Origin of the sequence: Psychromonas marina (assembly GCF_030161115.1) — a bacterium.
Lineage (GTDB): Bacteria > Pseudomonadota > Gammaproteobacteria > Enterobacterales > Psychromonadaceae > Psychromonas > Psychromonas marina.
In genome coordinates, this window is record NZ_BSPQ01000002.1 from 331,414 (window position 1) to 355,846 (window position 24,433).

Annotated in this window: 14 protein-coding genes; 13 read left to right on the forward strand and 1 reads right to left on the reverse strand. The window is 39.8% G+C overall.

The features are described from left to right. The first annotated feature begins 121 nt into the window (after positions 1-121). The 6 genes from recC (at position 122) to QQK09_RS05670 (ending at position 11,230) form a co-directional block, all read left to right on the forward strand. The gene (gene recC / locus QQK09_RS05645; RefSeq protein ID WP_284203136.1) at positions 122-3,601 is read left to right on the forward strand and encodes an exodeoxyribonuclease V subunit gamma; all 3,480 of its coding nucleotides are present in this window, start codon (positions 122-124) and stop codon (positions 3,599-3,601) included. After that, positions 3,601-7,236 carry an exodeoxyribonuclease V subunit beta gene (recB, locus tag QQK09_RS05650; RefSeq protein WP_284203137.1) on the forward strand — a complete coding sequence of 1,212 codons (3,636 nt, stop codon included), beginning with the start codon at positions 3,601-3,603 and terminating at the stop codon, positions 7,234-7,236. The genes recC and recB overlap by 1 nt, the downstream gene beginning before the upstream one ends. Next, positions 7,236-9,329 carry an exodeoxyribonuclease V subunit alpha gene (gene recD, locus QQK09_RS05655; protein WP_284203138.1) on the forward strand — a complete coding sequence of 698 codons (2,094 nt, stop codon included), beginning with the start codon at positions 7,236-7,238 and terminating at the stop codon, positions 9,327-9,329. The genes recB and recD overlap by 1 nt, the downstream gene beginning before the upstream one ends. Position 9,330: 1 nt before the next feature. Further along, positions 9,331-9,942: an MSMEG_1061 family FMN-dependent PPOX-type flavoprotein gene (locus tag QQK09_RS05660; RefSeq protein ID WP_284203139.1), complete on the forward strand. Its 612-nt coding sequence runs from the start codon at positions 9,331-9,333 to the stop codon at positions 9,940-9,942. A 50-nt stretch (positions 9,943-9,992) separates the two neighbouring features. Further along, the gene (gene ybaK / locus QQK09_RS05665; protein ID WP_284203140.1) at positions 9,993-10,460 is read left to right on the forward strand and encodes a Cys-tRNA(Pro) deacylase; all 468 of its coding nucleotides are present in this window, start codon (positions 9,993-9,995) and stop codon (positions 10,458-10,460) included. Between the two features lie 152 nt (positions 10,461-10,612). Next, the gene (locus QQK09_RS05670) at positions 10,613-11,230 is read left to right on the forward strand and encodes a MarC family protein (RefSeq protein ID WP_284203141.1); all 618 of its coding nucleotides are present in this window, start codon (positions 10,613-10,615) and stop codon (positions 11,228-11,230) included. Between the two features lie 1,131 nt (positions 11,231-12,361). Here the strand turns inward: QQK09_RS05670 and QQK09_RS05675 are convergent. Beyond that, the gene (locus QQK09_RS05675; RefSeq protein ID WP_284203142.1) at positions 12,362-12,727 is read right to left on the reverse strand and encodes a VOC family protein; all 366 of its coding nucleotides are present in this window, start codon (positions 12,725-12,727) and stop codon (positions 12,362-12,364) included. A gap of 484 nt (positions 12,728-13,211) precedes the next feature. Here QQK09_RS05675 and tig point away from each other — a divergent pair, with 484 nt between their 5' ends. The 7 genes from tig to QQK09_RS05710 all read left to right on the forward strand — a co-directional run bounded on the left by tig (position 13,212) and on the right by QQK09_RS05710 (position 24,269). Beyond that, positions 13,212-14,522, forward strand: coding sequence for a trigger factor (gene tig, locus QQK09_RS05680; protein ID WP_284203143.1), 1,311 nt, complete (start codon positions 13,212-13,214; stop codon positions 14,520-14,522). Between the two features lie 116 nt (positions 14,523-14,638). Then, on the forward strand, positions 14,639-15,259 hold the full coding sequence (gene clpP, locus QQK09_RS05685; protein ID WP_284203144.1) for an ATP-dependent Clp endopeptidase proteolytic subunit ClpP: 621 nt from the start codon (positions 14,639-14,641) through the stop codon (positions 15,257-15,259). Between the two features lie 25 nt (positions 15,260-15,284). Next, positions 15,285-16,571 (forward strand): ATP-dependent protease ATP-binding subunit ClpX, encoded by a 1,287-nt coding sequence (gene clpX, locus QQK09_RS05690; RefSeq protein ID WP_284203145.1) that lies wholly within the window; start codon positions 15,285-15,287, stop codon positions 16,569-16,571. Positions 16,572-16,722: 151 nt separating this feature from the next. Beyond that, a complete protein-coding gene (gene lon / locus QQK09_RS05695) occupies positions 16,723-19,086 on the forward strand; it encodes an endopeptidase La (protein ID WP_284203146.1) in 2,364 nt (787 codons plus the stop codon). Between the two features lie 166 nt (positions 19,087-19,252). Beyond that, entirely contained in the window at positions 19,253-19,528 is a 276-nt protein-coding gene (locus QQK09_RS05700; RefSeq protein ID WP_101081394.1) for an HU family DNA-binding protein, read from the forward strand. Positions 19,529-19,674: 146 nt separating this feature from the next. Next, positions 19,675-21,567: a SurA N-terminal domain-containing protein gene (locus tag QQK09_RS05705; RefSeq protein WP_284203147.1), complete on the forward strand. Its 1,893-nt coding sequence runs from the start codon at positions 19,675-19,677 to the stop codon at positions 21,565-21,567. Positions 21,568-22,388: 821 nt separating this feature from the next. Then, complete coding sequence (locus QQK09_RS05710; protein WP_284203148.1) at positions 22,389-24,269, forward strand: methyl-accepting chemotaxis protein; 1,881 nt, start codon at positions 22,389-22,391, stop codon at positions 24,267-24,269. The last annotated feature ends 164 nt before the right edge of the window (positions 24,270-24,433 follow it).

Sequence of the window (24,433 nt, forward strand, 5' to 3'; positions counted from 1 at the left end):
CACTCCTAAAAAAACAGCGCTTTTGCGCTGTTTTTTTTGTTAAAAATTAGTACCAATCTATAGCACCTCATTTAAGCCTCTGTATACTAAAGCAAATACTTTCTGTTTAAGGTAGGTGCTTGTGTTTCAAGTTTATCATTCCAATCAACTTTCTCTTTTAAAAGATCTCCTTGTTGCCTTGATGCAGCAATCTCCCCTTGAAAACCCTTTTGATAATGAAACGGTATTGGTACAAAGCCCCGGTATGGCACAATGGTTACAGCTTGAAGTTGCATCTTCCACGGGGATTGCGGCTAATATCAATTTTCCACTACCTGCGAGTTTTATTTGGCAACAATTTATCCATATATTGCAGGATGTGCCAGAGAGCAGCCCCTTTAATAAAATGTCGATGACTTGGCATATTATGCAGTTATTGCCGGAGTGTTTATCTGATCCTGACTTTAGTGCATTACAGCATTACCTTGAGCATGATGATGAATGCCGAAAACGTTTTCAGCTGAGTCAAAAAATAGCTGATATCTTTGACCAATATTTAGTATACCGCCCAGAGTGGATCGATAATTGGGATGAAGTTAATACCGAGGCGATGAGCAGTTGGAACAGTGATAACCCTGAGTCGATGCCATTGTGGATTGATGATCAGCGCTGGCAAGCGAAGCTGTGGAAAAAATTAAGTGAAAAAATTGAGCTTAACTTTAGTGAACAAGGGAAAGCGTATCATCGTGCAGGTTTATATAAAGCCTTTTTAACGCAATTAGAGCAAGCTGAACGGCTTACTCATCTACCCAAACGTATCTTTGTGTTTGGTATCTCTGCACTGCCAGAATCTTACCTACAAGCGTTGCTCGGGCTTTCTAAACATTGTGATGTACATTTTTTATTGAGCAACCCGTGCCGGTATTATTGGGCAGATATTGTGGATCCGAAACTGCTTGCGAAACGTTTTGCGCAAAACCGTCAAAAACTGATGGTGCAGCAGGGGAAAATCGCCACGCTTAAAGACTCAAGTTGGCAAAAAGATGAAGCGCATCGAGAGTGGGCACTCAGTGAAGATGAACTTAGTGAAGTAGGTAATCCGTTGCTTGCTTCGATGGGAAAAATGGGGCGAGACTTTCTTTTCCAACTGTATAGCCTAGAGCAGAATGAAATTGATGCGTTTGTGGATATTAATCGCGATAGCATCCTGCATCATATCCAAGCGGATATTTTAGACCTGCAAGATAGTAGTAAAGCGTTAAGCCTTACTGCCAACGAACGCATTGTGGTGGATGAAAATGATCAATCGCTGAGCTTACACCTTAGTCATAGTATTATGCGAGAGGTGGAAGTCTTGCATGATAATTTGCTAGCGATGCTCAGTGAAGATAGCGCATTGACCCCGAAAGATATCATTATCATGGTACCGAATATCGACCAATATGCACCCTATGTGCAGGCGGTGTTTGCTAATCAAGCATTGTACAGTGGAGAGATTAGTCAGCATTCGAGTCGCTATATTCCTTTTACTATCTCCGATGTCAGTGCACAGCAAGAAAACCCAATATTGGTGAGCTTTTTACAGCTACTCAACCTTAACCAAAGTCGCTATACTCGCGAAGATGTCTTAGCGCTACTGGAAGTGCCTGCGATTTTACAGCGCTTTAACCTGACTCAACATGATTTTGTGTTATTACAAAAGTGGATCAATGAAAGTGGTATTCGTTGGGGGTTAAATGAGCACAGCAGTGAACAGTGGGATCTGCCTAAGTTATCTCAAAATAGCTGGTTATTTGGTCTCAAAAGAATGTTGCTCGGTTATGCGATGGGTGACGACCTGTTTGCCGGTATTTCTCCCTATGATGATGTGCAGGGCTTGCAAGGGGATCTACTCGGGCGTTTTATCGATTTTATCGATACGTTGGTTACCCTTGAGAAAAACCTTAAAGAAACCTATAACGCAACACAGTGGCAAACCTTTATTTATCAGCTCGTTGATGACTTCTATCATGAGGATGATGATAATAATGCCCTGTTCAATTTGATTCGTGAGCAAGTAGATAACCTTGTTAGCGGCACCTTAGATGCACAGTTTGATGAACCTATTTCGTTATACGTGTTACTGGAGTTTCTTGAAAACCACCTGTCAGAACAATCGAGTAGCCAACGTTTTTTAGCGGGACAAGTGAATTTCTGTACACTGATGCCGATGCGCTCAATTCCTTTTAAAGTGGTGTGTTTATTAGGCATGAACGACGGTGTTTACCCGCGTAATATCGTACCAATGGGCTTTGACCTAATGGCAGGGCATCGTAAACGTGGCGATCGTTCTCGTCGTGAAGAGGATCGTTATCTGTTTTTAGAAGCATTGCTCTCTGCGCAAAATAAGTTATATATCAGTTATATTGGTCGCGATATCAACGATAACAGTGAAAAAATGGCCTCAGTATTAGTCTCGGAATTGCTTAATTATTGTCAGCAAAGCTTTGTACTTGCTAAAAATGTTGATGATAGCAGCGGCTTTGCCAGTGAGTGTTTATTAAATAGCATCAGCCATTTTTATCCGATGCAAAGTTTTAGTGAAAGCTATTATTTAGGTGACGTGAGTACTTATAACCCCGTTTGGTGGCAAGCGCTACAAGCACAAACAGAAAACAGTGAAGAGGATGTGAATGCTGATAAGTTAAAAGCATTACCACTTGCCGAGCCACTTCTTGAAGTGCAGTTATTGCATCTTAAGCAGTTTTTAAAACATCCCTGTAAAACCTTTTTTAATCGTCGTTTAGAGATCTATTTTGAACTCGATGATAGTGAACAAGATAACGATGAACCCTTCGCATTAGATAACTTACAACAGTATCACTTGAAAGGGCAGCAGTTTGAAGTCGCGCTTGAAGGACGATCTTTAGAAAGGTTGTTTAGTGAAATCAAAGCAACAGGCGAACTGCCACTTTCTGAATTTGCACCCTTAGTCTTTAATCGTGATTTGCAATCGATGCTAGATCTTGCCGATATTACTGCCGGTTATTTTGTAGGGGAAATGGCAACGGTCACGGTTGATCTGCAGTTTGGTGAAAAACGTCTATTGGGTGAGTTAACGGATCACTGCGAAAATGGTTTAGTGCGAATTAAAACCGGTGGTATCAAGGGTAAAGAGATATTAACACTGTGGCTTGAACACCTTTGTTACTGTATTACCCATGCAGAAAATCTTAACTCAACCTTGCTTGGGCAGGGCAACGGTATCTATTTCCAAGAGGTACCGTCCGATTATGCTTACTTGCGTTTAAGCGAGCTGATTGAATTGTATGAGTTAGGTCTACAACAACCGTTACCTTTCTTTATTCAAAGTGGTTTTGCTTGGTGCACCATCGTTAACCTACAACAGCCGGACTGTTTTATTTTAGAAGATATCGATTTTGAAACGCGTGCAGAAGCACAAAAAGCTGCGCTGGATATCTTTGATAATAGCCGTGGTTTTAGTGAGGGTGGTGATCCTTATATTAGTCGTGTTTACGATAATTTAGAGGATCATTGGTTAGCATTTGAAGGAATCGCCTTTAAGGTATTTAAACCCATCTTTAGCAATATCAGCACGATTGAATACAGTGAGGCGGAATAATGGTCGATACAACAACGAGTAATATAAATATTAAGCCGCAATCTTTAGACCCATTAACCTTTCCGCTGTATGGCATGCGTTTAATTGAAGCCTCTGCGGGTACCGGGAAAACCTATACCATTGCGAGTTTATTTATCCGCCTATTATTAGGTCACGGTAAAGAAAATAGTCACCAGAGCCCATTAACGGTCGATAAAATATTAGTAGTAACCTTTACCGAGGCGGCTACCGCTGAATTACGTAGCCGTATTCGTGAACGTATTATTACGGTACGTTTAGACTTTATGGTAGGTAAAAGTAGTGATGGCTTTATTCAAGCCTTGATCGATCAGAGTGATGATTTAGCAATTGATATTCGCCTATTACGTTTTGCAGAACTGCAGATGGATGAAGCGGCTATCTATACCATTCATGGTTTTTGTCAGCGTATGCTGATGCAAAATGCTTTTGAGTCGGGCTGTCTGTTTCAACAAAGCTTGCTTGAAGATGATAGCCACCTGTTAATGCAAGCGAGCAATGATTTTTGGCGTAGCCATTTTTATGATCTTTCAACCCCATTAACCGAACTTATCTACAGTTATTGGCAGCATCCAGAGCAACTTAAAAATGAGTTACGCAGTTGGTTATCGCGTCATGATCTACAGTTCATTCCTAACATTGATGATTTTGATTTTAAAGCGAAGTATGAAAGTAGCTTAACGATTATTGAAAAATTGAAAAATAGTTGGATTGAGTCGGAAGGTGATTATTTTGATATTATCACCCACTCCGATGTGTCGAAGCGCAGCTATACCAAGAAAAATTTACCAAAGTGGCTTAAAGAGATCTCTGATTGGGCATTTAGAGCGGATAGCTCTTTAGACCTGCCAAAAAATTTAGTGAAGTTCTCGCAGAAAACCCTTGATGAGAAAACACCCAAGGGTGCAACGCCGACCCATGCAATTTTTAGTGAAATAGAGAGAGTGCTTGAATTAGATCTTTCTATTAAAAATACGATTTTAGTGAAAGCGACGGAATGGGTGCGTGAAAATTTACAAAAAAATAAAAATAGCCAGAGCCTACTCGGCTTTGATGATCTGCTTATCCGCCTTGATGATGCACTGCAAGTCTCGCCTGAGAATCATTTAGCGGAACAGATAAAGGGAAGTTATCCGATTGCATTGATTGATGAGTTCCAAGATACCGACCCAATACAGTATCGCATCTTCCAAACCATCTATCAGCACTCATCAGTTTTAGAGGATGATGCTGAAGTCTCTAATGACCCCCTTAAAGACTCTGGGCTGTTCATGATTGGGGATCCGAAACAAGCTATCTACAGTTTCCGTGGCGCCGATATTTTTACCTATATGAAAGCGCGTAAAAACGTAAGTGCACATTACAGTCTGGATTTTAACTACCGTTCATCACCAGAGATGATTAATGCGGTGAATAGCTTCTTTGAATGTTGTCCTGCACCGTTTATTTATGAAGATGATATTCCCTTTTTGCCGGTTAAAGCGCCAGATATCAAACGTAAAAAGTTGGTGACCAAAAATTTTGATGATCCGACCCAAACAGCGATGCAATTTATTCATACAGTCGGGGGCGAAAATGCAGATGGCTTTAAGCAATCGATCACGATTGCCTGTGTCAATGAGATTAAAAACCTTCTAATGCTCGCACAACAGGGAAGTGCTTATATCGAAAATACCCAAGGAGAGCAAAAAGCGATCCGTGCGAATGATATTGCAATACTAGTGCGTACTGGTAAAGAGGCAAGCCTAATTCGTAAAGCGTTGTTAGATGAAAATATCAATAGTGTTTACCTCTCTTTAAAAGAGAGCGTTTATGCGACACCACTGGCTAAAGATCTACTGTTTATTTTAAAAGCATGTTTGAATCCAGAGGACGAACGTTTATTACGCAGCGCCATTGGTTGTAAGTTGTTTGCCCTTAGCCCAACGCAGGTGCACCAACTACTTTTTGATACCAAGCTGTGGGAGCAAAAAATAGCACAGTTTTTTGATTATCAAGCACTATGGAACAAAAGTGGTGTGCTAGTGATGCTACATAAATTGTTCAATGAGCAGGGAATCAATCAAAAACTGCTAAAAGACAGCAAAGGGGAGCGTCTATTAACAGATCTGCTGCACCTTGCGGAGTTATTACAAAAAAATAGTGTCGAGCATGATGGTGGCTTTGCGTTATTGCGCTGGTTTGCGGATCAAGTTAATCAAGCCAATGGTGATAACAGTGAACAGAAGCAGCGTCTTGAAAGTGAAAAAGATCTGATTCAGGTAAGTACGTTACATAAATCGAAAGGGCTTGAGTACGATATTGTATTTATGCCTTTTACCGGTTTGCATCAAAAGCCGCGTGATTGTTTATATCACGATCCAGAACAGCAATTTAAACTGTTTTATGATCTACAAAATAGTCGAGCCCATTTTGAACTGACTGAAAAAGAGCAGCTAGCGGAAGATTTACGCCTTTTATACGTAGGGCTAACACGCAGTGTTTATCGCTGTTATATCGGTATCGGTAGTTACAAAACTGGGCGAGTTAAAAATAGCCCCTTGGCAAAAAGTGCGCTGGGTTATATCTGCCTACAAAGATCAAAGGATTTACTTGCCGGTGATAGTGCTGCGTTAAATCATCATTTGGATAACATGTGTAAAAGCACTGCAAATATCTCGGTGCGTACATTACCTAACTATAATGAACAGCCCTATATTGTGCAGCAGAATGAAGTGACGCTTTGTCCTCCAACTCCTTTTACCGCCAATATTGAGCGTAACTGGTGGATAAGCAGTTACTCATCATTATCTCGTTTTCATACTGGCAGTCATCAAACAACGATTCCGAAAGAACAGCCAAGTGATGCAGAATTGGAACAAGCATTATTGTTAAAGGCACAAAAAACGCCTTTTAGTTTCCCACGAGGCGCAAAACACGGATCATTTTTACATCTACTGTTTGAGTTAATCGACTTTCAAACCGGTGAGCAAGAGCAAGATGAAAGTCTGCTCAACGCCATTATTGAAGAGCAACTCAGTAAGCATCTTTATGATGATGTTGAGCATTGGACACCAGTGTTAGCGCATTGGTTTAAACAGATATTAGCATTCCCACTGAGCGATGGATTAAGTTTAAGTAGCTTGTTACCTGCAGCTAAAAAAGTGGAGATGCAATTCTTTCTCGATATCAAACCGTTGCAAGCCTATAAGGTCAATAAACTACTAAAACAGTATGATTCACTTTCTGCGCGTGCTGGTGAATTGCAGTTCCAAACGGTGCAAGGTTACCTGAAAGGATTTATCGATTTGACCTTTGAGTTTGAGGGTAAATATTACATCTTAGATTATAAATCTAACCATTTAGGTGATCAGCTCAGTGATTACAATCAAACTAATATCGAAAATATGATGATCGAGCATCGTTATGATTTTCAGTACCAATTGTATACCTTAGCGCTACACCGTTTATTGCGTTCGCGGTTAGTTAATTATGATTACGAACAGCATATTGGTGGTGTCTTTTATACCTTTATTCGCGGTATGCAGGACGATCAACATTGTGGTGTCTATTTTAATAAACCCGCATTTGCCCTCATTGATGGCTTGGATAAATTGTTTAATGGGGAGGTTATCTGATGTTAGCTAATACAATGCCAAATAAAAGCTTGCTTGATGAGTTAAAAAGTTGGACGTCGTTAGGACTGCTACGTGCGATTGATTACCATTTTAGTGAGTTTATTAGTGAATTAGGTGCAGATAATTTAACCCTATTAAGCGCCGCTTTTTGTAGTGAATATTTAGGGCTCGGGCATATTTGTTTACCCCTTGAAGAGATCACCAAACAACTTAATGAAAAATGTATTAAAACAGAGGTCGATCTACAAGATTTCTGCGAGCGTTATGAACTGAGCTGTTTATTACAAAATAGCCATGAGATCCATGCACAACTCAGCGCATCTAACTGTGTGGCAATAAAAGATGACGATATCAGAGCACCACTGAGCCTTGAATATGATGCGTTATATCTACGTCGTTATGCGCTATATGAGCAACTGATTGCCGATAAGTTACTGCATCAACCACAGATACTGATAACCGGGGATGTGAAAAGCGAGTTAGATAAGCTGTTTGCGACAAATTATAATTACATTTATAACGCATGGCTGGACGATAAAAATCAGTCTTTAACGCTACTTTGTGAAAAATTTTTAGATGTTATTACACCCAATGAACTCGATTGGGGCGCGATAGAAGGTTGTTTTCAAGCAGCACAAAGTGCACAGGATCTCGTTCAACTCGACCAGATTATTCCACAATCTAGCCGTTGTGATTGGCAAAAAGTGAGTGCAGCGTTAGCGTTAACCAGTCCCCGGTGCGTTATATCAGGTGGTCCTGGTACGGGCAAAACCACAACCGTAACTAAGCTATTAGCACTGTTAATTCAGGTGCGAGAAGATCTTAATATCAAAATGGTTGCCCCGACGGGTAAAGCTGCAGCCAGATTAACCGAGTCGATTACCAATGCGCTGCATGATTTGGATGTTACGCAGGAGATTAAAGATAAAATACCTACCCAAGCGAGTACTATTCACCGTTTGTTAGGCGTGAAGGTCAACAGTAACCATTTCCGCTTTAATGAAACGAAACGTCTTAATTTAGATCTGTTGCTGGTGGATGAAGCATCGATGGTGGATCTACCCTTGATGGCAAAATTATTAATGGCACTACCCGAACACGCCCGCTTGATTTTGCTTGGCGATAAAGACCAACTTGCTTCCGTAGAAGCGGGGGCGGTATTGGGAGATATTTGTGCGTTTATTAACGCGGGATACAGTTTACAAAAAGCCAAGCAACTGGTTGAAATAACGGGTTTTGATAGCTTGCTCAAGCAGGTTAATACACATGCGGGCATGGCCGATAAACTTTGTTTATTAAGGAAGAGTTATCGCTTTGATCAATACTCGGGCATTGGCTTTTTAGCTGCTGCCATTAATCAGGGGAAAGCGAGCAGCAAACAGGTATTAGCGCTGTGTGAAAAGTTCAATGATGTCAGCCATTATGCCAACAACGAAAGCAGTCACGGTTTATTAAGCGAGATGATTGTGAAGGGGTATTCTGATTACCTCTCTAGCATTAAGCAGATTAACAGTGATAACCGTGACCTGGCAAAACAGCTTTTAAAACAGTTTAGTCAGTTTAAAATATTGTGCGCTATTCGTGAAGGTGACTGGGGGGTAATGGGCTTAAATCAGCGTGCTGAAACGGTGTTAAATCAAGCTGGGCTGATTGAGCTTGGCGCTAATCGAGATCAGTTAGCCAACAGTTGGTACGTAGGACGTCCGGTCATGATCACGCAAAACAACTATCACCTTGGTTTGTATAACGGTGACATTGGGTTGTGTTTATTGGATGAAAGCAATCAATTACGTGTTTATTTTCAGATGGCAGATGGCGAGATTTATGATTTTCAGCCGAGTCGTTTACCAAGTCATGAAACGGTGTATGCAATGACCGTACATAAAAGTCAGGGGTCAGAGTTTGACCATACCGTACTTGCCTTGCCACAAAACCATGTACCAGTAGTAACACGTGAGCTTATTTATACCGGCATTACCCGCGCTAAAAAACAGCTGACACTGTTTACCGATTTAGCATTGATGGCACGTGCAGTGAAGGATAAAACCTTACGATTTAGCCGTTTAGTAGAACGTTTAAAGGTGGAGCAGTAACATGAATGAGATAACAACAGAGGCGCAATTACGAAAAGTGATAGGTGTCGCGAACCCAATGACGAGTAAGAAAATTTATAATTTTTTGAATGCCCGCATGCTCGCCTTTATTGAAAAATCGCCTTTGTTAATGTTATCAACGGTGGATCAACATGGTTTTCCTACTATCTCTCCGAAGGGGGATAAACCGGGTTTTGTTAAGGTAGATCAGAAAGGGCGGTTACTGATTCCCGAATTACGTGGTAATAAGCTCGCCTTTTCACTAACTAATATTTTACAAAATCAGCAGGTTGCGCTTTATTTTATGGTACCGGGTAGTATGGAAACATTGCGTGTCCATGGAGAATGCCGACTGTTATCAGGTGAACTATTATGTAAAAAGCTAGCCTCAAATTCTCATAATGCGTTACTAGCATTGGAAATAACGGTACAAGATGCCTATTTTCATTGTGCAAAAGCGTTATTACGCAGTCAACTTTGGGAAAGTGCAACTTGGCCTGAGCCAATCAAGGTTTCCTTTGGCAAAGAGATTGCAGAAAATAGTGGCGCTGATGAGCAATTTATCAAACAGGTAGATGATGCGGTAGCTAGCCGATATGAGAAAGAGTTATAAAGTATTAATAAAGCTGACAGTTTTCGACATGTTTATCCAGAGAGTGTTTTATGACCCCAGCAACAAAATTATTAAAAAAACAGAAAATTGCCTTTACCGTACACGAGTATAGCCACGATAAAAACAGTGAATCTTATGGATTAGAAGCTGCTGAAAAGCTGGGCGTCGAACATCATTTGGTATTTAAAACCTTAGTTGTTGCGCTTGATAATAGTGAGTTAGTGGTTGCCATTTTACCGGTAGCAGAAAAGCTGAGTATGAAGTTGGTAGCAAAAACATTTTCAGCCAAAAAAGCACAGATGGCCAATACGGAGGACGTTTTACGATCCACAGGTTATGTATTGGGTGGGGTTAGCCCATTAGGACAGAAAAAGCGTCTAAAAACAGTGATAAATAATAGTGCATTTGAAGCTGAGACTATTTTTGTAAGCGCTGGTAAGCGAGGTTTAGAGGTTGAATTAGCGCCCCTTGAACTGCAAAAATTATTACAGGCAAAAAACAATTATATTTGTCAGTAAAATACGCTGTTTTTTTGATGCGTATTATTAAAAATCTATGTTAATCTCGCGTTTTTTTATTGACGCCAATTTATATCAATGGAATTTAACCAACATAATGGTATTTCCTCAAATGAGTGGTGTTGATCTATTACCTGAAGTGAGAGCAAGCGATGGTTGAACAATTTTTTACACTGTACTTAAAAATATTCTTTATGATGACGCCTTTCTTTGCATTGTCAGTGTTTCTGACTATGTCAAAAAAGCTGACTAAGCCCGAAAAAAAGGATGTTATTTTAAGAGTTAGTATCGCTGTGATGATATCTGGTGTGGTCTTTTTATTGTTTGGTAAATATATCTTCACCTTGTTTGGTATCACCTTGGATGCCTTTAAAATTGGTGCTGGTACCGTATTGTTCTTGAGCGCGTTAGATATGATTCGCGGTGGAACTGATGTTGAGACAAGTGAGGCAAAAGGTAGCGATTTTAGTCGTCAAGACTTTGCTATTGTCCCTCTAGCCATCCCATGTATTGTTGGACCCGGTATGATCGGTGTTTTGATGGTGATGGGGGCTGAAATGACAGGCCCTTTTAATACTTTTTTAGTGACACTTTCTCTGCTTGCTGCGGTTGTTTCTATGGCGGGTGTACTGCTTGTTTCAAATAAATTACAACAGCTTATGGGTAAGCAAGGATTAGAGATTTTGCCTAAAATCACCGGTTTATTTGTATCGGCAATCGGTGCTCAAATCGTGTTCTCGGGTATTCAAGGATTTTTTAATCTTGTCTAATTGAGTGACTCTCCGTTAGCCTAAAGCCGCGCCCTACAAAATATTCAGCCCCCCTGTAGGTCGGGCTTCAGCCCGTCAATTCCTGTTGACCTACAGATCAGTTTACATTTTATACCAACACGCAGTTTGAAAACCGTCGGGCTAAAGCCGCGACCTACAAAACGTTCAGTTCCCTGTAGGTCGGGGTTCAGCCCGTCAATTTCTGTTGGTCTAAAGGTCTGTTTACATTTTATGTCGACACGCCGTTCACAACTTGAAAATCATCGTGCTAAAGCCGCGATCGACAAAACATTCAGCTGTCCCTGTAGGTCGGGCTTCAGCCCGTCAATTTGCTGTTGGTCTAAATATCCGTTTACATTTTATGCCGACAGGCAACTCGCAGCTTGAAACCGTCGTGCTAAAGCCGCGACCTACAAAACATTCAGCTCCCCCTGTAGGTCGGGCTTCAGTCCGTCAATTTCTGTTGTTCTAAAGTTCAATTTACATTTATGCTGACACGCAACTAACAGCTCGAAGCTTGAAACCGTCGGGCTAAAGCCGCGACCTACAAAACATTCAGCTCCCCCAGTAGGTCGGGCTTCAGCCCGTCAATTTGCAGTTGGTCTAAAGATCAGTTTACATTTTATGCCAACACGTAACTTGAAGGTTGAAAATCGTCGGGCTAAAGCCGCGACCTACAAAACATCAGCTCCCCCTGTAGGGCGGGTTTCAGTCCGTAAATTTCTGTTGGTCTAAATATCCGTTTACATTTTATGCCGACAGGCAACTCGCAGCTTGAAACCGTCGTGCTAAAGCCGCGACCTACAAAAATTCAGGTCCCCCTGTAGGTCGGGCTTCAGCCCGTCAATTTGCTGTTGGTCTAAATATCAGTATACATTTTATGTCAACACGCCACTCGCAGCTTGAAAATCGTCGGGCTAAAGCCGCGACCTACAAAGCATTCACTGACGTTGTTTTTTTGTTTTCAGAGATAAGCAGGAAATCACTGGTTTTGTATTTCGAGCGTTTTTAAAGAAATGTGATGTGTTGTAATCGTTATTTATTAGGGGAGTGGGATTGTTAGTGGGAAAGACTTGAAATCAAGATTAAGCAGCAAATTATTTATTGCTACTTAATCTTATTGGCTACCTGTTAACAGATACCCGTTGGTAATTTTGCATCTGACCAGATTGCATATTCATTGCCATTTGGATCAGTGAAGTGGAAGCGGATCCCACCAGGAAAAGCAAACAGAGGTTTAACAATTTCACCGCCAGCTTGAACAATTGCTGTTTGTGTTTGGGTAATATTTTCACTGTACATAACAGGTAAAATAGAGCCTGTTGCTGTTGTACAGGTTAAATCTGGGTGGAAGTAAAAGCCACCATTAATACCTGCACCCCAAAAAACCATATATTCAGGCCCATAGCTTTCAAATCTCCAACCAAATACAGAGGTGAAAAACTCTTCTGTTACGCGCATGTCTTTACTTGGGATCTCTAGGTAATCAATTTTCATTAAAATACTCCTTTTTTATTATTTGTTAGACGATATTATAATTTAAACCATCGTACTTTGATCTGACAACAATATTACACCAGTTGTTAAGTGATATTACTATTGTAATGAGAGATCGTTAGCAGTCGATGCTATTTATCCTGATTTGATTCTTGTAATTGTCTTTTATAGAGTGCTTACTCACTCACCGAGGTAACAGTAATGCTCACTTTGCTGGATAAATCAACGATTAAGAAGAAAAGTGCAAAGATTTGATAAACCTCGGTGAAAATGTGATGCGGGGGAGGTCTAAAACTCGACTCTCACAAAAAGCTTGTCTATAATGGCGCGTCTTAAATTTCACTAACCAGATTAATTTTCAGTTCTTAAAAGTAAGAAAATAGCGGTTTTTTCATTTAAGCCCTTGTAAAATCTTTGTTTGCCCATATTAATAGCAACAGATTAAGAATTTTAAAAAATTAACGTAATAGATAAAGGAAAAAACATGCAAGTTTCTGTAGAAGCATCTCAAGGCCTAGAACGCACATTAACAATCTCTGTTGCTGCTGAAGTATTCGAAAAAGAATTCGAAAGCCGTATCCGTCAATTATCAAAAACACAACGTGTTGATGGTTTCCGTCCAGGTAAAGTACCCGCTTCAGTAATCATGAAACGTTTTGGCGGCGCAGTACAAAACGAAGTTGCTGGTGAAGTAATGCAACGTAACTTTTTTGAAGCGATCATGGCTGAGAAATTAAACCCAGCTGGCGCACCAAAAGTTGAGCCTAAAGCACGTAAGAAAGGTGAAGAGTTTGTTTTCACTGCAACATTTGAAGTTTACCCAGAAGTTACATTAAATGACCTTGCTGAGCTAACGATTGAAAAAGAGACTGCTGAAGTAACTGAAGCCGATCTTGATAAAATGATCGACACATTACGTAAGCAACACGCTGAATGGAATGCAGTTGAAACTGATTCAGTTGACGGTAACCAAGTGACTGTTGATTTCGAAGGTTCTGTAGACGGTGAATTATTTGAAGGCGGCAAAGCTGAAGGCTTCCAAATCGTACTTGGTTCTGGCCGTATGATTCCTGGCTTCGAGTCTGGTATCCTAGGTAACAAAGCAGGTTCTGAGTTCACTATCGATGTAAACTTCCCTGAAGAGTACCACGCTGAAAACCTTAAAGGTAAAGCTGCACAATTTGCAATCAAACTAACTAAAGTTGAAGAGCAAATTTTACCAGAAATTACTGAAGAGTTTGTTAAAAAATTCGGCGTAGAAAGTGGTGATATTGAAGCACTTAAAACTGACGTTAAAGCAAACATGCAACGTGAGCTAACTCAAGTTCTTAAAAACGGCGCAAAAGATGTTGTATTAACAGCATTAGTTGAAGCTAACGAACTTGAAGTGCCAAAAGCATTAGTTGAAGGTGAAGTTGATGTACTTCGCAAGCAAGCTATGGAGCGTTACGCACAGCAAATGGATCCAAACAATCTTCCTGAGCTACCTGCTGAACTATTCTCTGAGCAAGCTGTAAAACGCGTTAAAGTTGGTCTTTTACTAGGTGAAGTGATCAAAACAACTGAACTAAAAGTAGATCAAGATAAAGTGACGGCATTAATCGCGTCTGCAGCATCTGCATACGAGAACCCAACTGAAGTGATCGAGTACTACAAAAATAATAAAGAGATGATGCAAAACATGGAAAATGTTGCATTAGAAGAGCAAGCAGTTGATTTTATCATTGAAAAAGCTAAAGTAAGCGAAGTGAATAAATCGTTTGATGAAGTGATGAACAAAACTGCTGCACAATAATTTTTCTTTATTGAAGCAATAGTTTAAGTTTAATGGCTCGGGTGGTTTCACTCGGGCCATTTTCAGTTTAGTTGCTTACATATTTAAATACTCATAACATAATTTTAGGATAAAACATGTCAAACCCATTTGCTGGAAATACAGATCCAATTACTAATGCGCTCATACCGATGGTTGTAGAACAAACAGCAAAAGGTGAGCGCTCTTATGATATATATTCTCGTCTTTTAAAAGAGCGCGTTATCTTTTTGACTGGCCCTGTGGAAGATCACATGGCGAATGTTATTGCAGCACAACTGTTATTTTTAGAATCTGAAAGCCCAGAAAAAGATATTTTCATTTATATTAACTCGCCAGGCGGTTCAATCAGTGCCGGTATGGCAATCTACGATACCATGCAGTTCATCAAACCAGATGTCAGCACGGTATGTATGGGGATGGCCGCGAGCATGGGCGCATTCTTATTGGCAAGTGGCGCACCTGGTAAGCGTCATTGTCTACCTAATGCTAAAGTAATGATTCACCAACCATTAGGTGGCTTCCAAGGCCAAGCATCAGATTTCGAAATACATGCTAAAGAGATCATCGCTACTAAACAGTTGATGAATGAGCTACTTGCTTTCCATACCGGTAAAGATATTGACGTCATTACACAAGATACGGATCGTGATAACTTCTTGCGTGCAGCTGAAGCAGTAGAGTATGGTATTGTTGACTCAGTATTAACTAAGCGCTAGAAGATAAGAATTAAAGGAAATAACTATGACAGATAAACAAGGCGATAATAACAGCCTACTTTATTGCTCTTTTTGTGGAAAAAGTCAGCATGAAGTGAAAAAACTGATCGCAGGTCCTTCAGTTTATATTTGTAATGAATGCGTTGACCTTTGCGATGATATTATCAAAGAGGAAATAGCTGAAATCAGCAATGCTTCAGAGGCGGATAATTCAGATAAGAAATTACCAACACCACATGAAATTCGCGCTAATTTAGATGATTATGTCATTGGTCAAGATACTGCAAAAAAAGTGTTAGCGGTTGCGGTATATAACCATTACAAACGTCTAAAACATGGCGATGTTGCAAACGGTGTTGAATTAAGCAAAAGTAATATTTTGTTAATCGGACCAACTGGTAGTGGTAAAACATTATTGGCTGAAACAATGGCGCGCCTTTTAGATGTCCCGTTTACAATGGCTGATGCAACGACCTTAACTGAAGCAGGATACGTGGGTGAAGATGTTGAAAACATCATCCAAAAACTACTGCAAAAATGTGATTACGATCCGGAGAAAGCACAGCGCGGTATTATCTATATCGATGAAATCGATAAGATCACGCGTAAGTCTGAAAACCCGTCGATTACACGTGATGTATCGGGTGAAGGTGTGCAGCAAGCATTACTGAAACTGATTGAAGGGACAGTGGCTTCTATTCCTCCTCAAGGCGGACGTAAGCATCCAAACCAAGAATTTATTCAAGTTGATACCTCTAAAATCTTGTTTATCTGCGGTGGTGCATTCTCAGGTTTAGACAGTATTATTGAACAACGTATCGATACAGGTGCTGGTATTGGTTTTGGTGCAACTGTGCGTGCATCTGATGAAAAAGCATCATTAAGTGATACGTTCAAAAAAGTTGAACCACAAGATTTAACTAAATATGGTCTGATTCCAGAATTTATTGGTCGTTTACCGGTGGTTGCAACATTAACCGAACTTGACGAAGAAGCATTAGTTGAAATATTAACGACACCAAAAAATGCAATTACTAAACAGTATGCAGCGCTTTTTGGTTTAGAAAATGTTGAACTTGAGTTTCGCCATGAAGCGTTAATCGCAATGGCTAAAAAAGCGATGAACCGTAAAACCGGTGCACGTGGATTACGTTCTATTGTTGAATCAGTATTATTGGAAACAATGTACGATTTGCCTTCAGTGGAGAATGTGACCAAAGTAGTGGTTGATGAAAACGTGATTTCTGGTGATTCTTCGCCATTACTTATCTATGCAGATGAGCAAGAAAAGCTAGTATCGTCTGATAAATAAACAATTTCGTAATTAATTGTTATAAAAGGGAGCTTTAAGTTCCCTTTTTTTCGTTTCACACCTTGAAAAAAATCCTAAAATCCCCAGTATTAATGATTCAATGTGTTTTTAATTTATCTGCATCGTGGGTAAATATTTTTCTGGGGAATTTATGAAAACTGAATCAGAGCTGCAATTAACCCTGCCTGTTTTACCACTACGTGATGTTGTGGTGTACCCGCATATGGTCATTCCACTATTTGTGGGACGTAAAAAATCGATTAACTGTTTAGAAGCTGCCATGGAGCAGGGTAAGAAAGTATTATTAGTTGCGCAAACTGAAGCCTCGTTAGACGATCCTAAAATGGACGATCTATACAACGTTGGGACAGTGGCCAATATTCTGCAATTGCTAAAATTACCTGATGGTACGGTAAAAGTATTAGTTGAAGGGGTACAACGTGCCCGACTAGTTAATAATATCGATAATAAAGAGTACTTCTTCTCGGAAGTTGAACTGTTAGAAAGCGAAGCAGTTGATACAGAAGAGGAAGATGCACTATTACGTAGTGTGTTAACGCAATTCGAATCTTACATCAAACTCAATAAAAAAATTCCGCCTGAAGTATTAGCCTCAGTGAATGGTATCGATGAAGCAGAACGCTTAGCGGATACGATCGCAGCGCATATGCCGCTTAGTTTAGATGATAAACAGAGCGCACTTGAGATCACCTCGATTACAGAACGTTTTGAGTTCTTAATGGCGATGATGGAAAGTGAAGAAGACATTTTAAAAGTTGAAAAGCGTATTCGTAGCCGTGTTAAAAAGCAGATGGAACGCAGCCAACGCGAGTATTACCTTAACGAACAGATGAAAGCGATCCAAAAAGAGTTAGGTGAAAGCGAAGAGGGTAGCAACGAGAATGACCTACTTGCTAAAAAGATAGAAGACGCGGGGATGTCTACTGAAGCGAAAGAGAAAGCGGAAGGTGAACTTAAAAAATTAAAAATGATGTCACCTATGTCATCAGAAGCGAGTGTGATTCGTACCTATATTGAAAGTTTAGTGAATGTGCCGTGGAAGAAACGCTCTCCGGTCAAAAAGAACATCGCTAAAGCACAAGAAATTTTAGATGCGGATCATTACGGTCTAGAGAAAGTAAAAGAACGTATTCTTGAATACCTCGCAGTACAAACACGTATCAACAAACTAAAAGGGCCAATTCTTTGTTTAGTCGGTCCTCCTGGTGTGGGTAAAACCTCATTAGGGCAATCGATTGCGCGCTCTACCGGACGTAAATACGTACGTATGGCATTAGGTGGCGTGCGTGATGAAGCGGAAATTCGTGGTCATCGCCGTACTTACATCGGTTCACTACCGGGTAAAATTATTCAAAAAATGACTAAATCGGGTGTTAAAAACCCACTGTTCCTATTAGATGAAATCGATAAGATGGCCTCTGATATGCGTGGTGATCCCGCTTCAGCATTGTTAGAAGTATTAGATCCAGAGCAAAACTCAAGTTTTAACGATCACTACCTTGAGGTGGATTATGACCTGAGTGATGTGATGTTTGTTGCGACTTCAAACTCAATGAACATTCCTGGTCCGCTACTGGATCGTATGGAAGTGATTCGTCTTTCGGGTTATACCGAAGATGAAAAAATGAATATTGCTAAAGAGCATTTAACTGACAAGCAAATTAAACGTAATGGTTTAAAAGAAACTGAGCTAACGATCGATGACAGTGCAATTATCGGTATCGTGCGTTATTACACTCGTGAAGCGGGTGTACGTGCGCTAGAACGTGAAATTTCGAAGATTTGTCGTAAAGTCGTCAAAGAGATTTTATTAGATAAAAAACTGAAAAAAGTAGCGGTTAGTATCGATAATCTAAAAGATTACTTAGGTGTACGTCGCTATGACTTTGGTAAAGCAGAAGATGCAAACCAAGTAGGTCAAGTTACAGGTCTTGCTTACACCGAAGTGGGTGGTGAGTTATTGACTATCGAAGCGACCTCAATGCCAGGTAAAGGTAAATTAAACTATACCGGCTCATTGGGCGACGTAATGAAAGAGTCGATTCAAGCCGCGATGACGGTCGTACGTTCGAAGTCTGAGCAATGGCGCATCAATAGTGACTTCCATGAAAAACGTGATTTACACGTTCATGTGCCTGAAGGGGCGACACCAAAAGATGGTCCAAGTGCGGGGGCTGCAATGTGTACCGTGCTGGTTTCAAGCTTAACAGGTATTCCTGTGCGTGCTGATGTGGCGATGACAGGTGAAATTACGTTACGTGGTGAAGTCTTACCGATTGGTGGTTTGAAAGAGAAGCTTCTAGCAGCACGTCGCGGCGGGATAAAAACAGTATTAATTCCCTTTGAAAATACGCGTGATTTAGAAGATATTCCTGCAAATATTAAAGATCAGCTTGAAATTAAACCAGTTCGTTGGATTGATGAAGTATTAGAGTTAGCACTGTGTGAAAGCTTAAAAGGCTTTTCTGTTGAAAAAACAACACAAAAAAAGTAAAAAATAGGTGATAAACCATATAAAATGGGGGTTGTGGTCGAGTTTTTAGTAAATTTACTTGCACCGACCACGATAGCAAAGTAGCCTAACCACCACTATGTTTTAACGTGTGTTTTCACCTAGTTAGGGAACACACCATAATTATTATAAAAATGGGGAATAAAAAATGAACAAAGGACAATTAATCGATAATATCGCGGAAAGTGCAGATATCTCTAAAGCGGCAGCTGGCCGTGCATTAGACGCATTTATCGAAAGTGTAACAGGTGCACTAGTTGAAGGTGATACTGTTTCACTTATCGGTTTTGGTGCTTTCTCTGTTAAAGATCGTGCAGCTCGCACTGGCCGTAATCCTCAGACTGGCGCGCCAATCGAAATTAAAGCAGCAAAAGTACCTGCATTCAAAGCTGGTAAATCACTAAAAGATGCTATCAACGCTTAATACGTTGTTCGCTAGATAGTTTAGTAAGCGCGTCATATGATGCGCTTTTTTTGTTTTAAGCCCGGTGCTATTCAGTTCTTCAGAGGCTTAACACTGCTCAAACGCATAGGGATATGTTTTGGGTAATAACAGATAGAGAAAAGATTATGTTAGATAAAATGCGCGAAGGCTCACAAGGAATCGCAGCTAAAATAATATTAGTTGTGATTATCTTATCGTTTGCTTTAGCTGGTGTGAGTAGTTATTTAGGTGGAAGCAATGTCGCGGTTGCTGTTTTAGTGAATGACCAAGAAATAAGCCAAGCAAGTGTTGAACAAGCTTATCAAAATCAACGTGCGAGCTTACAACAGCAATATGGTGAGCAGTTCGAAATGTTAGCATCAAACCCTAACTTTGCTCAGCAAGTGCGTGCACAAGCAACGCAAGGCCTAATTACAGATGCATTAATAGCACAAGCTATCGATGAGATGGGATTACGTGTTGGTGATGAGCAAGTTAAAGATGAAATTCGTAATATGCAAGAGTTTCAAGTTGACGGTAAATTCAACAACGATCAATATTTAGCATTATTACGCCGTGCAAGTTATACCCCAGCACAATTTAGCCAAAGCTTAAAAAGTGATTTAGCACGTCGTCAACTGCTACAAATGTTAGTGGGTAGTGAATTTGTACTGCCAACGGAAGTTGACATCGCAAATCAATTACAAGCACAACAGCGTGTTGCAAAAGTACTGATGGTGAACAGTGCTGACTTTGAAAATAGTGATGCAGTGACAGAAGAACAGATCAATAGCTATTATGAAAGTAACAGTGATCTCTTCAAAGCACTTGAACAAGTGAGTGTAAGTTACGTGTTGTTAGATGCTGATGACTTAACTGATCAAGTTTCAGTGTCAGAAGATGAAATCGAAGCTTATTATGAGAATCATCATTCTGATTATCAACGTGCTGAGCGCCGTAAAGTTGCCCATATTTTAGTACAAGGTGTTTCTGAAGAATCAAAACAAAAAGCACAAACACTATTGAATGAAATTAATGATGGTGCTGATTTCTCTAAACTTGCTGCTGAGAATTCTGATGATACTTTCTCTGCCGCTAATAATGGTGAACTTGATTGGTTTGAAGCTGGGGTAATGGATCCTGCTTTTGATAAAGCTTCTTTTGCCTTAACGAAAGCTTCACCAATTTCTGAGCTTGTTGAATCTCAGTTTGGATACCATATTATTAAATTAGTGGGTATCGATGCGAGTGAAGCATTACCGCTTGATGAAGTAAAAGGGCGTGTTGAAATTGCATTACAAAAGCAAAAGACCAATGAACTTTACTTTGATCTACACCAAAAATTAAGTGAAGTTGCTTTTGAGTCACCTGATAATCTTGAAGAAGCTGCAGGTGCTATTTCGGCACAAGTACAGCAAAGTGATTTTTTCTCTGCTGATAATGTTCCTCAAGTGTTAGATAACAGCTCTCTTTTACAAACGGTTTTTGATCAAGATTTCCGTGATGAAGGCATGAACTCTGAGATTATTGAACTTTCAGATACTAAAGCAATTGTTGTGCGTGTTAATGATTACAAAGAAGCTGCTGTGAAACCGTTGGTTGACGTTTCAGAACAGATAAAAAATAATATTGCACTACAGAGTGCACAACAGTCGGCACGTACTTTTGCTGAAGATATCACTGCAAAACTTGATAATAACGAATCGATTGAAGCGGATTTAGCTGAGAAAGGGTTAGCGTTTAGTAGCGACTTAACTTTTGCTCGTTACACTCGTGACTATGATTACCAAGTTATCCAGCAGTTATTTAAACTTGCAAAACCTGCAGAAGGACAAGTTTCTCGCCAGTTGGTGACATCAAGCACTGGTGATATCGCTGTGATTGAGCTATCAAAAGTGATTGATGCTGATGCAGTTAATGATGAAGCGAAAACACAAATTGAAACTATGTTAACGCGTTCTAGCTCTGATGAAACTTATCAATCGTTAGTGACACAATTAATGGCAAATGCAGACATTAAATATCCTGTTGCTGATTAATCGCTAATATATTACTGAACCTCTTAAGGCGACCCTCGGGTCGCTTTTTTTTATCTAAAAAGCCGGCTTGTTAAATCGTTTTCATGAAGACTTGCTCATTATTGCCGGTTAATACCAATTACAGTAAATAGCTGATCTATTTTACTAGTTAAAACAACTTACTTCTGCGTTGTAAGTTTCGCAAAGGGAACAACCATTTGCGTCAACTTACGCCTTGAATTAAGCCGATTTTCCTGCGCATAATTTAGATCACATAATTAATGTAATCGGTATAAATTCCTCTATAACGCGTTCTTAATTTTGTAATTAGTTAATTGCAATTGACGCCTTTTTTATAAATGAATTTTCATGCAGGAAATAAACAACAAACACTTAAAAACCTCGCCTTAATGGAAGATGTAAGTGTTAAAGTAGTGTAATTGTTATTATCTCTATCAAGCCAAATTTCTCATCACCCGTAAAATTCTTACATTTAATTCAACGTGTTTATGCACCGTAAATGAGTCATATTGCTAAGACGACTATCGTGTCGTCTTTTTTATGTACTGACATTTTCCTAAATCCTTAGCAAAATAAAGGTTTTTTATTATTATCTACATTTTCCGCTTACATTTTGTTACAAAAAGGTTATTATCCTGCTTTATGAATATTGTACAAATCCATGACAACTAATTAATAAATAACACTTTAATTTCTCATTAATTGTTTTTATGAAACCTTAATAAGTAGTGTTATTTTAACTAGCTTTAACGATGGAAAGAGTACGAACAGTATAATTTAGTTTTAAATTACCTTGATAGGTAATCACTTTAGGAAAGTAGATGAAAGTTGCAGTAAAAGTAGTTTTGGGAACATCGTTGGTATTAGTATTGGCTATCAGCATGCTTTCATTTTTTCAATATCGAGAGATGACAGACAATTTACGCCAACACTCAAGTCATTCAATCGAAGAGTCAAGTGATGCTCTAGCACAACAAGTAACAAATTGGTTAAATAGCAAGATTGAGGTTATTGATTTAATTTCACAGAACCTTGATAACAATACAAGTCGTTCAAATATACAAAATACATTTAATGCTCCGGTATTAAAAGATCAATTTATCCTGCTATTTGGTGGCTTAGAAACCGATGGTATTGCTATATCAAACGATCCCACTTGGGATAGCACGGGTTGGGATGCACGCACAAGACCTTGGTATCATGTTGCCGAGACCTCTCATCGAGCGACTATCACTGAACCCTATACTGACCCTGTAACTGATGAGATTATTATTTCAGTGGTTGCTCCACTTACCGATGGTGGTCAATTCAAAGGTGCTTTTGGTGGTGATCTTAGTTTAAAAGTAGTGTCAGATGCACTCAATACACTTACTTTTGATGATGCGGGTTATGCATTCTTATTAGCAAAAGATGGCAACATTATTAGCCACCCCAAGATTGAGAACAATAATAAAAATTACAATCAATTGTTTGCTGGCGTTAGCCCCTCAATGAATAAACAAGTACAAGAGATCCAGGTTGATGGTGAAACGCTGTGGGTTAGTTTTACAGCGCTCAAAGATTTGCGTGGCATGGATTGGTATATTGGTGTTGTTGTTCAAGAAAGTATTGTCATGGCAGACGCTAATGCAATGGGCTTTAAAAATGTAATTGGCGGAATATTAAGTGTTTTAATCAGTATTGTATTGTTAGGTGCAATGATGAAGAAAATTTTACAACCAATTGGTTGCTTAGCAGCATCACTCACCGAAATAAATAGTGGTAACGGTGATTTAACTAAGCGTTTACCTATTACATCAACCGATGAGTTTGGGGATGTTGCACGACAATTTAATGTTTTTATTGCTAATTTACAGGGCACGATCACTAATGTGAAAAAACTTGCCTCTGACGTTTATCAAAGTAATGAGAACGTCAGTAATGAATCTGAAAAGGCATCATCTGAACTAGTTCAACAACTTTCTGAATTAGATCAGCTTGCAACTGCAATGAATGAGATGGCTTCGAGTGCTGTTGAGGTTGCCAATAATGCGCAAGTTGCAGCTCAATCAGCAACGACTGCTGGTCAAGAAACAGCTACTGGTGTTGCCATCGTCTCTAATGCGACGGATTCAATTAATAATTTAGCCGTTCAAATGGAGACAGCCGTCGAATCTGTTGTTGAGTTAGCTAACTTTAGTAATAATATCGAATCAATATTAACGGTCATTACTGCAATTGCTGAGCAAACGAATCTACTCGCGCTTAATGCTGCCATTGAAGCCGCACGAGCAGGAGAGTCTGGTCGTGGTTTTGCTGTCGTTGCCGATGAAGTTCGCTCGTTAGCATCGCGTACACAAGAGTCGACAAGTGAAATAAAATTGATGATTGAACAGCTACAGGCTGGTGTACGCTATGCAGAGAATAACATTAAGGAGAGTAGGGAAGTCGCAATGACAACGGCAGAAGAAGCCAGCAAAGCCAATGATGCATTAGATACCATTCGTGATGCCATTATGCAGATTAACGATATGAACCTACAAATTGCGTCTGCTGCCGAGCAGCAATCAAGAACCTCTGAAGAGATAAATCAAAATACTACTAACATTCGAGATATCAGCCAAGACGTGTCTAATGGTGCTCAACAGCAGGCACAATATGCGAAATTAATGAAGCAGCAAGTAAAGGAGCAGGACACACAACTAAACCAATTTAAGGTTTGATCAATCGAAGACATTAGCCATCGATTAGCAGTCCATTAACAGGGGCTATATTTAGCTCCTGTATCTCCTTTGTAACATTAACTTACGTTCATATTGTCACGGGGTAAGTTAGCTATTATTCCGTGCTTTCATAGTTGCTAAGCTGCCAACCTTCAACTACATTT

Excerpts from the sequence above, each read along its gene's own strand:
- clpX (WP_284203145.1), top strand. The coding sequence starts at position 15,285 with ATGACAGATAAACAAGGCGATAATAACAGCCTACTTTATTGCTCTTTT.
- recD (WP_284203138.1), top strand. The coding sequence starts at position 7,236 with ATGTTAGCTAATACAATGCCAAATAAAAGCTTGCTTGATGAGTTAAAA.
- clpP (WP_284203144.1), top strand. The coding sequence starts at position 14,639 with ATGTCAAACCCATTTGCTGGAAATACAGATCCAATTACTAATGCGCTC.
- tig (WP_284203143.1), top strand. The coding sequence starts at position 13,212 with ATGCAAGTTTCTGTAGAAGCATCTCAAGGCCTAGAACGCACATTAACA.
- QQK09_RS05710 (WP_284203148.1), top strand. The coding sequence starts at position 22,389 with ATGAAAGTTGCAGTAAAAGTAGTTTTGGGAACATCGTTGGTATTAGTA.
- QQK09_RS05670 (WP_284203141.1), top strand. The coding sequence starts at position 10,613 with ATGGTTGAACAATTTTTTACACTGTACTTAAAAATATTCTTTATGATG.
- QQK09_RS05675 (WP_284203142.1), bottom strand. The coding sequence starts at position 12,727 with ATGAAAATTGATTACCTAGAGATCCCAAGTAAAGACATGCGCGTAACA.
- QQK09_RS05705 (WP_284203147.1), top strand. The coding sequence starts at position 19,675 with ATGTTAGATAAAATGCGCGAAGGCTCACAAGGAATCGCAGCTAAAATA.
- lon (WP_284203146.1), top strand. The coding sequence starts at position 16,723 with ATGAAAACTGAATCAGAGCTGCAATTAACCCTGCCTGTTTTACCACTA.
- ybaK (WP_284203140.1), top strand. The coding sequence starts at position 9,993 with ATGACCCCAGCAACAAAATTATTAAAAAAACAGAAAATTGCCTTTACC.
- QQK09_RS05660 (WP_284203139.1), top strand. The coding sequence starts at position 9,331 with ATGAATGAGATAACAACAGAGGCGCAATTACGAAAAGTGATAGGTGTC.
- QQK09_RS05700 (WP_101081394.1), top strand. The coding sequence starts at position 19,253 with ATGAACAAAGGACAATTAATCGATAATATCGCGGAAAGTGCAGATATC.
- recB (WP_284203137.1), top strand. The coding sequence starts at position 3,601 with ATGGTCGATACAACAACGAGTAATATAAATATTAAGCCGCAATCTTTA.